The sequence below is a fragment of the Paenibacillus sp. FSL M7-1455 genome, from assembly GCF_038004655.1.
In the GTDB taxonomy this organism is placed as follows: Bacteria; Bacillota; Bacilli; order Paenibacillales; family Paenibacillaceae; genus Paenibacillus_AQ; species Paenibacillus_AQ cookii.
Genome location: NZ_JBBORO010000001.1, coordinates 1312664 through 1326335, shown reverse-complemented (window position 1 = coordinate 1326335; position 13672 = coordinate 1312664). Strand labels below are relative to the sequence as shown.

General features: G+C 53.7%; 10 protein-coding genes. 2 read left to right on the top strand and 8 right to left on the bottom strand.

The genetic code is table 11. The features are described 5' to 3' along the window. Nucleotides 1-2: 2 nt before the first annotated feature. The 6 genes from NYE48_RS06210 to NYE48_RS06185 form a co-directional block, all read right to left on the bottom strand. Nucleotides 3-1934, bottom strand: a complete 1932-nt coding sequence (locus NYE48_RS06210; RefSeq protein ID WP_340997522.1) for an ABC transporter permease — start codon at nt 1932-1934, stop codon at nt 3-5. After that, nucleotides 1921-2688 carry an ABC transporter ATP-binding protein gene (locus tag NYE48_RS06205; protein WP_340997520.1) on the bottom strand — a complete coding sequence of 256 codons (768 nt, stop codon included), beginning with the start codon at nt 2686-2688 and terminating at the stop codon, nt 1921-1923. Before NYE48_RS06205 ends, NYE48_RS06210 begins: the two co-directional genes overlap by 14 nt. 292 nt (nt 2689-2980) lie before the next feature. Next, nucleotides 2981-4201: an MFS transporter gene (locus NYE48_RS06200; RefSeq protein WP_036708557.1), complete on the bottom strand. Its 1221-nt coding sequence runs from the start codon at nt 4199-4201 to the stop codon at nt 2981-2983. Nucleotides 4202-4316: 115 nt separating this feature from the next. Next, complete coding sequence (locus tag NYE48_RS06195) at nt 4317-4871, bottom strand: hypothetical protein (protein ID WP_340997519.1); 555 nt, start codon at nt 4869-4871, stop codon at nt 4317-4319. A 104-nt stretch (nt 4872-4975) separates the two neighbouring features. Continuing rightward, nucleotides 4976-5395: a DUF350 domain-containing protein gene (locus NYE48_RS06190; RefSeq protein WP_340997517.1), complete on the bottom strand. Its 420-nt coding sequence runs from the start codon at nt 5393-5395 to the stop codon at nt 4976-4978. Between the two features lie 53 nt (nt 5396-5448). Next, the gene (locus NYE48_RS06185) at nt 5449-7815 is read right to left on the bottom strand and encodes an endonuclease MutS2 (RefSeq protein WP_340997515.1); all 2367 of its coding nucleotides are present in this window, start codon (nt 7813-7815) and stop codon (nt 5449-5451) included. A 299-nt stretch (nt 7816-8114) separates the two neighbouring features. Here NYE48_RS06185 and NYE48_RS06180 point away from each other — a divergent pair, with 299 nt between their 5' ends. Beyond that, the gene (locus NYE48_RS06180; RefSeq protein WP_081992225.1) at nt 8115-8468 is read left to right on the top strand and encodes a phage holin family protein; all 354 of its coding nucleotides are present in this window, start codon (nt 8115-8117) and stop codon (nt 8466-8468) included. Between the two features lie 63 nt (nt 8469-8531). Here the strand turns inward: NYE48_RS06180 and NYE48_RS06175 are convergent, their stop codons facing one another. After that, on the bottom strand, nt 8532-9674 hold the full coding sequence (locus NYE48_RS06175) for a GGDEF domain-containing protein (RefSeq protein ID WP_340997514.1): 1143 nt from the start codon (nt 9672-9674) through the stop codon (nt 8532-8534). A 272-nt stretch (nt 9675-9946) separates the two neighbouring features. Between NYE48_RS06175 and NYE48_RS06170 the strand changes: the two genes are divergently transcribed. Next, nucleotides 9947-10336, top strand: a complete 390-nt coding sequence (locus tag NYE48_RS06170; RefSeq protein ID WP_036708543.1) for a cupredoxin domain-containing protein — start codon at nt 9947-9949, stop codon at nt 10334-10336. Nucleotides 10337-10529: 193 nt separating this feature from the next. Here the strand turns inward: NYE48_RS06170 and NYE48_RS06165 are convergent, their stop codons facing one another. Continuing rightward, nucleotides 10530-13562 (bottom strand): hypothetical protein, encoded by a 3033-nt coding sequence (locus NYE48_RS06165; protein ID WP_340997513.1) that lies wholly within the window; start codon nt 13560-13562, stop codon nt 10530-10532. Nucleotides 13563-13672 lie beyond the last annotated feature (110 nt).

Sequence of the window (13672 nt, the reverse complement as noted above, 5' to 3'; positions counted from 1 at the left end):
CCTTATTTTGTATTGGTAACGATTTTGCAGTAAGCATGCACTGTTAAGAAATAATAGATCAGGTAGATGCAGACATAGATTCCCATGCAGCTGACGACCGGAACGACCAGGCTGGTCATCATCAGGTTCGATAAAGCCGACAGGGCGACGGCGCAATGGGCGATGCCGAAAGCAAGCGGAAGCGCGAAAATAAACAAGACCTGCTTGGCTACCGTTTTGCGGATTTCCCTCTTTTTGACGCCGATTTTATGCAAAATCAAATAACGGGCTTTATCGCTGCTGGCTTCCGTCAGCTGTTTGAAATAAATGATGCTGCCTGTCGCGGCCAGGAAAACCAAACCGAGAAACCCGCCCATAAACATCAGCAAGCCGCTGGATTCCATCCCTCGCGCATATTGGTCGTAAAAGCTCGAAAGCTCCGCTTTCTCCGGCAAGATGCTTTGAAGCTGCTTCGTCAGTTCCTTCGCCTTGTCCTGGCGCGAAATGCCGTAAGCTTCAATCGTAGTCGTTTGGGCCTTCGGCTGAAGGGCCGCAAACATCTCGTCGCCGACGACGATGGTCGAGTAGACCGTTCCAAGGTTCAACACGGTGTACTCTTTGAGCGCTTTGAACCGGATGGCTTCGTTGATGCCTTTTCCCTGCAGCTTGACCGTCGAACCCACGTAGTCCGGGGAAATCCCCTCCATGTACGCCGGATCCAGCACCGCGGCCTCGCTTCCTTCAAGGCTGACGAAGTCGTCCCGGCCTTGCAGTTTGGCCAAACGGTTAAAATCGCGGCTGGCAATCACGCTGTACGTTTGCTCCTTCGAACCTGCGTTTTGCTTCAGGCCGGAGGTGTCGGCATCCACTTCAAGAAAAGGAACGGACTCGTGGTAGAGTACCTTATGGCCCGGAGCCTGCCCGATCGCCTGATCGGCCTTGGCGGTTGTTTTTCCATCCACGCCGATAAACGTAAAGCTGTTCGGATTCGCCATCTCCGCGTTCATTCGGTTGTTGTAGTACAAGCTGTACGCCGTTCCCACCGCCGTCAGCGTCGTCGCGCTCAGCACCGCAATGACGGTCAGCGTGCGGGCATTCCCTTTCATCCGGTACAAAAGCTGGGACGTGCCGATCAAATTCAGGCCCTTCCAGTAGCTTTTTTTGTTTTTGCGCGACAGCTTCAGCAGCGTGACGGTCAACGTGTTAAACAGCAGATACGTGCCCAAAATGACGGTGATCAAAATGACCAGCGGCGTCAGCATAAAACCAAGCGTTGCCCAAGCTTTTGACGTGACCAGGTTTTGCAGCGCGAGCCAGTAGCCGAAACCGATCAGGATCACGGACAGCAAAGCGATCAGGACGGAAGACTTCGGTTCCTTTTCGTGCTCTTGATCCGCATGGAACAGCTCGATCAGCTTGAAACGATAGATCAGGCGATAGCCTTGGACCGACGTGATCAGCGTGATAATCATGAACACCAGGAACGTATTCAAGATTGCAGCCGGGGAAATGGAGAAATTCGCCACAACGGAATAACCCATCACCTTCATCAATATCATGACGAAAAACCGGCTGAGCACCGATCCAAGCGAGATTCCGACGATCAGGGCCAGAATGCCCATCAGGAAATTCTCGTAAAAAAGCATCCGCCCGATCTGTTTTTTGCGAACGCCAAGCAAGGAATACAGCCCGACTTCTTTTTTGCGCTTGCGGGTAAAAAACGAATTCGAATACCAGATGAAAATGGCCACGAACACGATCAGCACGACCGCCGCCCCGCTGAAAGCCGAGCTGATTTTCTGCGATCCGTCCGATGCCGACTGAATGGTATTGTCGTATTTCAAAGACACGAAAGTAAAATAAATGACGATGCTGAAAATCATCGATGCGAAATAAAGAAAATAGTTGGTGAAATTTTTCCGGATGTTTTTCCCGGCGATCCTAAACAGCGTCATGATGTTCACCTCCGAGCGAAGCCAGCACCTCGAGAATCCGTCCGAAAAACTCCTTCCGCGTTAATCCGTCCTTATGAAGCTCCCGGAACAGCCGTCCGTCGTTGATGAAAATGACCCGCTTGCAGAAACTCGCGGCATAAGCGTCATGCGTTACCATCAGGATGGTTGCTTGGTTCCCCTGGTTAAGCTTGCTTAAACTTTCGAGCAGACTGGTCGCCGATTTCGAATCAAGCGCCCCGGTCGGTTCGTCCGCCAAAATGAGGCTCGGATTCGCCACGATCGCCCGCGATGCAGCCGCCCGCTGCTTTTGCCCGCCCGAAATATGGTACGGGTACTTATCGAGGATCTGACGGATGCCGAACGTATCGGCGATGGCCTCCACACGCTTTTCGATCTCTGCCGCAGGTACCTTGGACAGGGCCAGCGGAAGCAAAATGTTTTCCTTGACCGTCAGCGTATCGAGCAGGTTGTAATCCTGAAAAATAAACCCGAGTTTATTCCGGCGGAAATCGGAAAGCTTCTCTTCGTTCATGGCGACGATGTTTTGCCCGTCGATCGTGATTTCCCCGGACGTCGGGGTATCGATCGTGGAGAAAATGTTCAGCAAGGTCGATTTGCCGGCGCCCGAAGGGCCCATGATGCCGACGAATTCGCCTTCTTCGATGCTCAGGTCGATGTTTTGCAGCGCCGTATATTGGTTTCCTTTTGTACCAAAGGTTTTGTTGACGTGTTTAGCTTGGAGTATCGTTTTCATTGGTGTTCTCCTTATATGAATCATTTTTTGGCCTACTTATTTTGGGTTCCCTATGCGAGATGCGTTACAGGATGTAGGAGTTGATCACAAACCTAATCTTAAAGCCCGAACCTTACAGCGTTTTAATCCCAACCTTACAGCAACCTTAAATTTAAAAAATAAAAATAGCCCCAACAAATGGGGCCAGAATTCGCAGCCGATTCGGGCAACTGTGCGGGGATCATCCCGAACAGGCACAAAAAACCCCGGGACGCTGGTTAAGCGTTACCCGGGGGGTTGGCAAATGGATGTGCTATTTGTTGGTTACGGCCGACTTCTCCGCCTTCAGCAGCTTGCGGACGAATATCCAGCTGGCGATCGGCGACGCGCCGAGGACCAGCATCAGCACCGTAATGGTCAGCGGCGTCTTGCTCACCATCAATACGGCGATAAAAATAAACGTCCCCAGCAGCCGGCCGGCCATCAGGCTCAGCTCGCGCAGGACGACCAGCTCGACCCGTTTCTCCACCGTTTCGTCGCTTGTGCCCATCAGGTCAAACCCCGACGATATCATCGGCAAAATGTACAGCGGCATAAACACGGACGTTCCGATCCCGAACACGAGCAGCGTGCCGTAGCCGGTTTTCCAGAGCAGCGGGACGATGACGATCCACAGCAGCAGCGCTCCGACAAGCATCCCGGCGCTCCGGAACTTGGGCTTGAACCATTTTCCGGCAAGCCAGTATGTCAGGAGCGAGATGGCCGACGTGATGAGGGTAAACTGTCCCAGCTTGGACTCCTGTTTCGTCGCCACGAAAACGAGCAGGCCGATCAAAAAGGCGAACACGCCTTCGCGCACCCCTTGCGCGATCAGTCCGGGGGCCATCAGACGCCACGGATTTCCTTTGCTCCGCAGCTGCGCGATCGGTTCCATCCAATGATAGCCGCTGCCGTTTTTCCGCTTTTTCAGAAAAAAGCTTAAGACGACGCAGAGACCGTAAATCGCCAGCGAAATGGTAAATACGACCCGGTATCCGCGGTCGCCTTTGAGCCATGTAATCAGCAGCCCCGAGAACCAAGGGCCGACGATGCCGGTCACCGATCCGAGCAGCCCGACCCAGCCGTTGAACAAATCGCGGTTGGCCCGGTCGGTCACTTCGAAATACACCACGTTAAACGAAAGCCAGAAAAGTCCCATCGCAATGCCGAGCAGCAGCCCCAGCGGCCAAATCCACCGGACGGCGTGAGGGCCTGCCCATAAAACGAAAAGATAAAACAAACCCGAAAGAACGATGCCTGCACGCAGGGCATTCATCTTGTTGTATTCTTTCACCCATTTGCCGCCCAGCCAGAAGGTAAGCCCGACAGCCACCTGCTGGGCGACGGTAAACCAGCCGATCATCGCGTAATCCTGCTTGCTTTTCCATAAGTATACATTCAAAAACGTGCCGGAAAGGGCTCCGGCCAACACGATCAACCCGTTCACGGCCAGCAAAAGCAGCGATTGGCGGTTCAAATGTGCCGTCGTTTTCATAAGTCCCCCCTTTGGATCGCCGGACATGCTCGGTCTTAACATGCCCCAAAGGGAGGGATATCATTTTGAAAATTTCAAACCATTCGGATGCTGCAGACCATTCGGATGCTGCAGATCAGGCCTTTTCCCGGCTTAAATGATCCACCATGCGCAGCCGGTCTTCCTCGGTCAAATTGGTTTCGACATGGAAGCAGCCGGTGCAGATATACATATTGACCCGGAAAGGAGGTTGAATGACCGGGGATTTCAGGGCGCTATATTGCGCGGGCTTAAAGCCGTCTCCCGTCACCTCCTGCGTGCCGGCCAAAATCATGTAATCGCGGCATTTCGGACATTCGGGCACTTCTTCCTGTTCATCCAACATCTTTTCCACGGTCTCCTCGTAATTCATCAAGTCGTGGCTTTCTTCGAATTTATCCAGCGTACGGATGGAAGGAGGGAGACTGTGACGCATATCCTCTTGCCCCCAAAACGCCGCAGCGTCCTCCTCATCGGCTTCGTCTTCCCAATCCACCTGCTCTTCGGGTTCTTCTTCCTTGTCGCCGAGCTGGATGTTCAGCGTACGGTACCCTTTCAATTCGTTCTGGCAGTGCGGACAGGTATCTTCCGGTCCAATTTCTTCGTCCCAGACGATCTCCGTCTGGCACCAAGGGCAAACGGTCGTTTCCATTGCCATTCATCTCCTCAATGATTCATTAAATAATAGATGCCAACGATAAAAAAGATTAAAGCGGCCACGAATAAAATTCTTATCAGGTTCTTCATGTTATCCCCCTAATAAATGCAAGCGCCGATCACGTAAGACAAGGATACCGAGATCAGCAGGGAAATGATCCCTACCGCGCGGTTATCCTTCCGGATTTCCTCGTCGACCGAAAACACCGGAGTCAAAAACTCGAACAGCAAATATGCCGCAAACAGCAAAACAAAACCAAAAAACGCCCACTTCATCGTATCGTATATGGAGGTTTTCGCCTCGATGCTGTACCTCAACACGTTGCCGATGGCGAAAATTTTTCCGCCGGTCGCCAGAGATGCCGCGACATTGCCGCGGCTGATCTCGTTCCAGCAATTATATTTGGCCACCAGCTCGAACAGGTACAAAAATACGATCAAACCCAATATGGCTACCGAAAAATAACCGATCAGAATCCCAAGCGGATGGGAAAGCATCTGATCTACCCAGTTTTTCATCGTCCTGCCTCCTTCATATCTGCCCGCAGCCGCAGCCGGCAGCAGCCGGCCGTTTACTTCAGCTCCGCTACCGTCACGCCGGTTCCGCCTTCGCCATAGTTGCCCAGACGGAAGCTTTTGACGTGTTTATGCCTGCGCAGATAATCCGTAATCCCTTTCCGCAAGATGCCGGTGCCTTTTCCATGGATCAGGTAAACCTGCCCCAAATTGCCCAGGAAAGCTTCGTCGATGAAGCGGTCGACTTCGATCAACGCCTCTTCGAGATTGGCGCCGCGCAAATCCAGCTCGCTCCGGACATTCTCGTCCCGGGTCCGTTTGACGGTCGTTGCCTGGCGCTGAACCTGCTTGGCTGCCGCTTCATGCGTCTGAACCAGCTCCAGGTCGTCCAGACTGACTTTCATCTTCATGATGCCGAGCTGCACGACGGCTTCCTTCGATCCGGCCAGCTCGACGACATGGCCTTTCTGATTCAGGCTGTACACCATCACCTCGTCGCCCGCTTCGATTTTCCGCGGAGCTTTCGGCTGGTTTCGCGCTCCCGATTTTTTGCGCTGCTGCGGTTCGGCATCCTCAAGCCTTTTCCGCGCGGCGATCAGCTTATGCTCTTTGACCGAAGCGCCTTCTTCTTTCGCGAGCTGCCGAAGCTCTCCGATGATCTCCTCGGCTTCGCGTTTCGCTTTGGCAATGACCTCTTTCGCCTCGGCCTGCGCTTTTTCGATGTAGCGGTCGCGCTGCTGCTCGAGCTTCTCCAGCTCCTGCTGATGCCGGGTGCGCAGCTGCTCCATCTCCTGTCGCAGCTTTTCGGCTTGCTCCCGCTCCACTTCCGCGCCAAGGCGGTTTTCCTCGAGGGAAGCGATCATATGCTCCACGCGCTGATCCTCTTCATTGACTTGGCCGCGCGCAAAATCGAGGATCGGGTTCGGCAGCCCGAGCCGTTCCGCGATCGCAAACGCGTTGCTTCGTCCCGGCACGCCTACGAGCAAACGGTAGGTCGGGCTGAGCGTATTGACGTCGAATTCCATGCTGGCATTAATGACGGATTTCCGTTCATAGGCGTAGGCCTTCAGCTCGCTGTAATGCGTCGTTGCCACCATGCGGCAGCCGGTCCGGTGAATGTGCTCCAATATCGCGATCGCCAGCGCGGAACCTTCCGCCGGGTCGGTGCCCGCGCCGACCTCATCCAGCAGCACCAGGCTTTTTGGCGTCATGTTTTTCAGAATGCGGATGATGTTCGTCATATGGCTTGAGAAGGTACTCAGGCTCTGTTCGATGCTCTGTTCATCCCCGATATCGGCGTAAATGGCGTCGAAGACGCAAAGCTGGCTGCCTTCCTCGGCAGGCACGAACATCCCCGACATCGCCATCAGGCTGAGCAAGCCGATCGTTTTCAGCGTGACCGTTTTGCCCCCGGTATTCGGTCCCGTCACGATGATCGAGGTGTAAGAGTTCCCCAGCTCGACGTCGATCGGGACGACCTTTTCCATATCGATCAGCGGATGGCGCCCTTTGCGAAGCTTCAGGAACCCCCGGTCGTTCATGATCGGCTTGGAAGCTTTCATGGCATGGGCCAGACGGCCCTTCGCAAAAATAAAGTCAAGCTGGCCGACCAAATCCAGGTCGAACAGCAGCAAATCCGCTTCCTCCCCGACTTTGGCCGTCAGCTTCTGCAAAATAATTTCGATTTCCCGTTCTTCCTTCATCCGGGTCTCGCGAAGTTTGTTGTTCATCGCCACGATCGATTCCGGTTCGATGAATAAGGTCGCGCCCGAACCGGATTGGTCATGCACGATCCCGCCGAAATACGAGCGGTATTCCGCTTTTACTGGGATGACGAACCGGTCGCCGCGGATCGTAACCAGCTGATCCTGCAGCATTTTCGCGACGGACGAGGAGCGGATCATGTCATCCAGCTTCTCGCGGATGCGCACTTCGCCGGAACGCAGCTCGCGCCGGATCTGGGCCAGCTCGGGACTCGCCGTATCCAGCACCTCCGCCTCATCCGATATGCACGCTTTGATGGCGTCTTCCAGCGCTTTTTGCTCCGAAATGTTTTCGCTGATGCCCGCAAGCAGCGGAAGCGGCTCGTCTTCATTCATTTGGGAAATAAAACGTTTGATGCGTCTTGCCCCGTATGTCGTGTTGCTGATCGCCAGAAGCTCGTGGGGATTCAGCGTGCCGCCGATTTTGGCCCGTTTCAGGGCCGCCGATACGTCGCTGATTCCGCCAAAGGTCGGCGTTCCTTTCAGCCGTTCCACGGTATACGCCTCATCCGTGGCCTGCAGCAGCCTTTTGACGGATTCAAGGTCGGTATCCGGCCTTACGTTTTCCGTGATTTGTTTGCCCATGGAGGTCTGGGTATAGCCGGCGCATGTATTTAAAATCTTGCGGTATTCCAATGTATGCAAAATTTTATCGTCCAAGAAATTTCACTGCTCCTCTCATGCATCGGGATGGGCAGAAACGACAGCTTCTCCATCCGCCTCGATTCTGCAATCCCCATATCGCTCTTATTATATACGAAACGGCTGCGCCTTCGCTATTTGCAAGTCAAACGGTGATTCCGGATTTCCAATAAATCCGGCCAAGCCCGGTACATAACATTTTATAAATTGAATACAATAAACGATGCATACAGAACCCATTTCCTAATGAACGTAAACAGGACGCATTATGAAATGGATTCATATTACGTATCTTTTACGCAAAGGAGGCCAATTGCATGCATTTTCTGGGTCATGTCGTGCGATTTATCGTTTCTGCGATTGTGCTTATGATTGTCGGCTGGATCGTTCCGCAATTTTCCGTGGGTGGATTCTGGAGCGCCCTGCTGTTGGCCCTGGTCATCGCATTGCTTGGCTGGGTCATTGAAGGAATCTTCGGTAAACGAGTCACGCCGTTCGGTCGGGGCATTGTCGGATTTATCGTCAGCGCGCTGGTCATTTACATCGCCCAATTCATCGTTGGCGGCGTCAGCGTCACCATCCTTGGTGCGATCCTTGCCGCTCTCGTGATCGGGATTATCGACCTGTTTATTCCGGTTTCTGCCTTCAACGCAGCCAAAGACCGTAAATAACGCTCAAGCGAAAACACCCCGTTCCATGGAACAGGGGTGTTTTCGTCTCGCCCGGCCCTAAGCTCAGATGGAAGCGACCTTGCCTTGGGGCGAGTCGGCCGGAATCGCATCGGAAACCGTCACCACTTTGTTTTTACCTGTCCGCTTGGCTTGATAAAGAGCGCTGTCGGCCTTGCGGAACAACGTTTCCTTGTCGTCCCCCGGCTGGTAATTGCAAAGTCCGATGCTGACGGTGACCGGAGTGCCTTTCATGTTGGAATGCTCGACGACGGCGATCTCTTTTCGCAGCTCTTCCGTAATGCGCTTCCCCTCCGCCAGCGTTTTATCCGCAAAAATGACCGCAAACTCTTCCCCGCCGTAACGGGCCGCGAAGTCATTCGGCGTCATGATGGAAGTGATCGTCGACGCCACTTGCTTCAGCACCAGATCGCCGACCCATTGCCCGTACGAATCGTTGACCTTTTTGAAACCGTCGATATCGATAATCGCCAGCTGCAGCGGCAAATGATATTTCTCCGAATGCTCCAGCAAAGCGTCAAGGTATTCATGAAACGTTTTATGATTGTAAAGTCCCGTCAACGCATCCATTTTGAGCAGCTTGTCCGAAATGGTTTTTTCGACCAGCAGCTGCTGTTCCGATTTCATTACCGTTTTCAAATAGGCGAAAAATTCCTTGACCCGGATCAAAATGGTTCTCCCGAAAATCAGGCAGACCACAAACACGCTTTCGACCTGGATGAATTCCGGGATCGGTTTCTCGTACAGCGGGCGTTCCAGCAAAAAATAGATCGGAATGTACATCAGTATCGTAAACATGCCGAAGCCGTACATCATTCTCCGGTCGAAATACACGATCGAAATCAACACCGGAAGCAAAAGCGCCACCTGAGAACCGTCCGCGGCCGGCTCCATAATGAAATAAAACAGGTACGAGATCAAAAACCCGCATGCCACGATGGCTTTTTTATGATGTTTCGTCCAGCGCCGCAGCCACGTTTCCGTCATCGCCAGCAGCAATAAGGTTAGCCCGTTGGAGCACAAAAGCCGGGGCCAGAACATGCCGCCTTTCTCAGCCACGCCCGGCGGGATTCCGCCGAACAGCAAAAAAACGGCCTGCGCCAAGAGAAACATCCCCATGACAATCCAGTAAGCATTTAATATTTTTCGGTGCCACCGATCCTCCAAAAGAACATTGTTCCCATCCATGAAAAAGTCAATCCCCTACTCTTTAGGAAAGAATAAATCTTGCAAGGAATAACAAATGAAATCGTGATTATCATTATAGCTTACCGTCAGGCCAAAATACATCTTTAATTGTAAAAATATTGAAAATCAGGCTGATATTCGTTCGATACGGGCGGCAACCGGCGCCGAGTTCACCAATTATTCAAATGCCGATGGCTCCGCGCTTCCATTTTTGGGGTATGATGACTACTAGAATCGTTACTTCAAATTTAATGCTTTGAGGAGGGTCCATCTTGAAAAAGGCCATTGCTTTGGTTCTTTCCTGCACGCTTCTCCTGGTCCTTGCCGCTTGCGGGGAGAAGAACAAAAATGCTTCGTCGCAAGACAGCGGTGTCGCCGAAACGGGCGTCGCCCCGAGCGAAGAACTGGTCATCAAAGCGACCAATTATGCGTTCGATAAACAGGAATATCATCTCAAAAAAGGGGTTCCCGTCAAAATCACGTTCGAGAATGAGGAAGGCACCCACGGCGTATTGATCCCGGGTCTCGAACTCCAGCTCGACAATAAACATAAATCCCAGGTCGTGACGCCCCAAAAAACCGGCACGTTCGAAATGACCTGCTCGGTATTTTGCGGTGCCGGCCATACCGCGATGATCGCCAAGGTGGTCGTCGACGAATAACCAGGCGCCGGGAGACGCCGCAAAACGGTCCCGTAAAACCAACGCTGCCTTTAAAGGTTTGGTTTCGCGGGACTTGGGCGGTTCGACGGCTTCAAGCAAATCCCCCTACGAAAACTGCAAGGAGGAACTTCAACGATGATGTTCCTGCTTGCCCGGTTTGTAGGGGGATTTGCGTCTTTTTAAATCGCAACAATCAGCTTTGGTCCTGTTCGATCAATTCGATCCATTCGTTATATTCCGTTTGCAGCTTGGCATATTCATCCTGAAGCAAGCTGTGTTCTTTTTGCAGTTCCTCCGTTTTTTCCTTCTGGAGTTCAAGCTCCGCTTGAAGGAGCCGATATTGATGGGCTACGAGCTCAAAGCTTTCGCCGACTTCGCGCAGCTCGGCGGCGGCGCGCTCCTTTTCGTCCTGCAAGCGGTCCAGCCGTTCTTCCCCTGCGGCGATCTGGCGCTGCCATTCCGCAAGTTCGGCTTTCAGTTCCTGCTCTTTGCTGTTCCAATGCTCCTCGCGACTCATCATCTCTTCCAGCTTCTCCTGGTAGGACTGAATCGCCAGCTCGCTGCTGCGAAGCAGTTCGCGCTGCTCGTTTTCCCTGTCGGCCGCGTCGTCCAGCATCCGCGTCAGCTCTTCCACCTTGCGGACGGCCTCATCCTTTTCCTCCAGCACCAGCAGGTATTCGATTTCGGTGTCTTCCTGCTGCCGCTTCGTTTCGGCAACCTTTTGCTGCAGTTCCTCATGTTGTTTTTGCAGGCCCTGATATTGCTGCTTCAGGTTTTCGTACTGCTTCAAGTGCTCCTGATAGAGCCGTTCCATGTCGCCCTGTTTCTGCCTGAAATCGTTGGCCTGGCGTTTCGCATCCCGGTAGGCCGCCTCGCGATCCTCAAGCTCGCTCTGCAGCCGCTCGCACTGCTCGCCCAGGTCGGCCAGTTGGTTCAGCAGCTCATCCAGTTCGCGAAGGCGCTGGTCGTATTGGTCCCTGAGCACCTCGTGCTGCTGCAGCGTTTCGCCATGCTGGCGCTGCAGCTTCCGGTACTGCTCTTCTTTATCTTCGATCGACTGCCGGAGCTGTTCAAGCAACGCTTCTTGCTGCGCCGCGGTCTGCTCCAATGCGGCATGCCGCGTTTCATGTTCTTCCAATGCCGCCTGCAGGTTAGCCCGCTCGGCTTGGCTTGCCTCAAGCGACTGCTGGAGCCGCCCGGATTGGGCTTGGCTCTCGTCTAAAGCCCGCTGAATCTGATCATGCCGGACTTCCTTCTCCTCCAGCGTCTGCAGAAGCCGATCCTTTTCGGACTGGTTCTCTTCGAGCTTCCGTTGGAGATTCTGATATTGTTCTTCCTTCTCCTTCAAAGTCTGCCGAAGCTGACCATACCGGGCTTCGTTCTCCGCCAGCGTCTCCTGAAGCTGTTTATATTGGGCTTCGTTGTCTTCCAGCATCTGCAGAAGCTGATCGCTTTCGGTTTGACCCTCCTCGAGCTTCCGTTGAAGATCACGATGTTGTTCTTCCTTCTCCTTCAACGTCTGGCGAAGCTGTTCGTACCGGGCTTCGTTCTCCGCCAGCGTCTCCTGAAGCTGCTTATATCGACCTTCGCTTTCTTCCAGCGTCCGTTGAAGTTCGATGTATTGATCTTCCTTCTCCTTCAGCGACTGCTGAAGCTCCCCGTACCGGGCTTCGCTTTCTTGAAGATCCCGCTCAAGCTGCTGCCGAACGCCGTTTTGCTCGCTCAGCGACTGCTGAAGCTTCTCGATCAGCCCATGGCTCGAATCCAGCTGCTCCTGCCGTTCCCGGAGCTGCAGCTCCTTGGCCGCAAGAAGCTCCTGCTGCTCCTCGATCGACAGTTCCTGCAGCTGCAGCGTTTCGTCCAGGTCCTCGAGCTTTTGGTTCTGGTATTCGATCTGCCGCTGCTGCTGTTCCAGCCGGGCCTGCTGCTCCTCGTAGTTCCGCTCTGCCGATTCCGCCTTCCGGATTTCCTCCGCGAGCTGCTCCTTCAGAACGCTCAGTTCGTCATGGAGCGATTTCATGCCCGCTTCCAGCGTATCGTTCTGCTCTCCCGCCTCCAGCAGACGGAGTTCCAAATCACCGATTTCTTCTTTTTGCTTGTCGGCTTGGCTGCGCCAAGAGGCTGCCTCGGCAGCCAGCTTCTCAAGCTCCGCTTTCTGCTTCTGGGCGGATGCGCCGTATTCTTCAAGAAGTTTTTGCATCCGGCGATGCTCCTCTTCCGAAAGCGCCGCTTCTTCTTTGAGACGGTTGATCTGACCGTTCAGCCGAACCTGCTGCTCCCTGAGCGTCTTCAGCTCGGTCTGGGAGACCTCTTCCTTCTTCAGCGCAGCCTGGTGCTGCTCCTGCAGCTTGGCATACGCGTTTTTCGATTGCTGCAGCTCCTCTTGCAGACTGCGGAGCTTCCCTTGCAGCTGGGCGTTTCCTTCCCGAAGCTCGCTCAATTGCTTGTTTAAGCCATCGATGGCCGCCTGATGTTTTTGCTCCGCCTCGCGCAGGGAAGCCTCATGCTTGTCGCGGGCTTCCTTTAATGCGGCCAGATGTTTGTCTTCGGCGGTTTTGAGCAGCTCCTGCTGTTTCTGCTGCGCCGCTTGAAGCGCCGCGGCATGCCTCTTCTCAAGCTCCTGGACCGCCGTTTTATGCCGCGCTTCGAGCGATTGCCGGTCTCTTTGGTACTGCTCGGCCGCCTGCTTCTCCTTCCGCTGCAGGGTTTCCTTCATTTCCGTTTCCTTCTTGAGCAAAGCGCGCGCTTCCTCCAGCTCTTTGCCGAGCGAAGCCCGGGTTTTCTGCAGTTCCGCGCCAAGCGAGGTTTTCGTGTCTTCCAGCTGCTTCTTCAGCTCCGCCTGCTCGGTTTCCCACTGCTTGCGAAGCTCCTCCTTTTCCTTGACGCTTGCATGATGTTCTTCCCTAAGCTTTTCGTAAAGCTCCTGCTGCTCCGCGCGGAGCGTATGGAGCTTCGCCAGCTCGCTCCGCAGCTCGCTTCTTTCGCCGGTCAGCATTTTGACCTCGTTTTGAAGCTCGTTCACCTGAAGGGCTTCCTCGGCCATATGTACGGCTGTCAGCACGGCAAGCTTCATCGTATCGAGCCGGGCGTGGTTTTTGGAAATGGCGTTCATCCGCTCATCGACGTAAGCGGCGATCTTTTTCATATAGTCGGCACTGCTGCCCACCAATTTATAAGAAGTCCCGTAGATCTCTACGGTGACGCGTGTACGATCTGGTGTAGTCACTGCTTGCGCCCTCCTTCATATGTGTGTTGGTCTGAGATGTCTGTTCTTTTCGCAAAAAAAGCCACATCGAATCGTTATGTACATGGATTCGATGCGGCTTTGTTCAATTC

What these genes read in the sequence shown, in the direction of transcription:
- NYE48_RS06210 (WP_340997522.1), bottom strand. Translation starts at nt 1,934, where the DNA reads ATGACGCTGTTTAGGATCGCCGGGAAAAACATCCGGAAAAATTTCACC.
- NYE48_RS06205 (WP_340997520.1), bottom strand. Translation starts at nt 2,688, where the DNA reads ATGAAAACGATACTCCAAGCTAAACACGTCAACAAAACCTTTGGTACA.
- NYE48_RS06200 (WP_036708557.1), bottom strand. Translation starts at nt 4,201, where the DNA reads ATGAAAACGACGGCACATTTGAACCGCCAATCGCTGCTTTTGCTGGCC.
- NYE48_RS06195 (WP_340997519.1), bottom strand. Translation starts at nt 4,871, where the DNA reads ATGGAAACGACCGTTTGCCCTTGGTGCCAGACGGAGATCGTCTGGGAC.
- NYE48_RS06190 (WP_340997517.1), bottom strand. Translation starts at nt 5,395, where the DNA reads ATGAAAAACTGGGTAGATCAGATGCTTTCCCATCCGCTTGGGATTCTG.
- NYE48_RS06180 (WP_081992225.1), top strand. Translation starts at nt 8,115, where the DNA reads ATGCATTTTCTGGGTCATGTCGTGCGATTTATCGTTTCTGCGATTGTG.
- NYE48_RS06175 (WP_340997514.1), bottom strand. Translation starts at nt 9,674, where the DNA reads ATGGATGGGAACAATGTTCTTTTGGAGGATCGGTGGCACCGAAAAATA.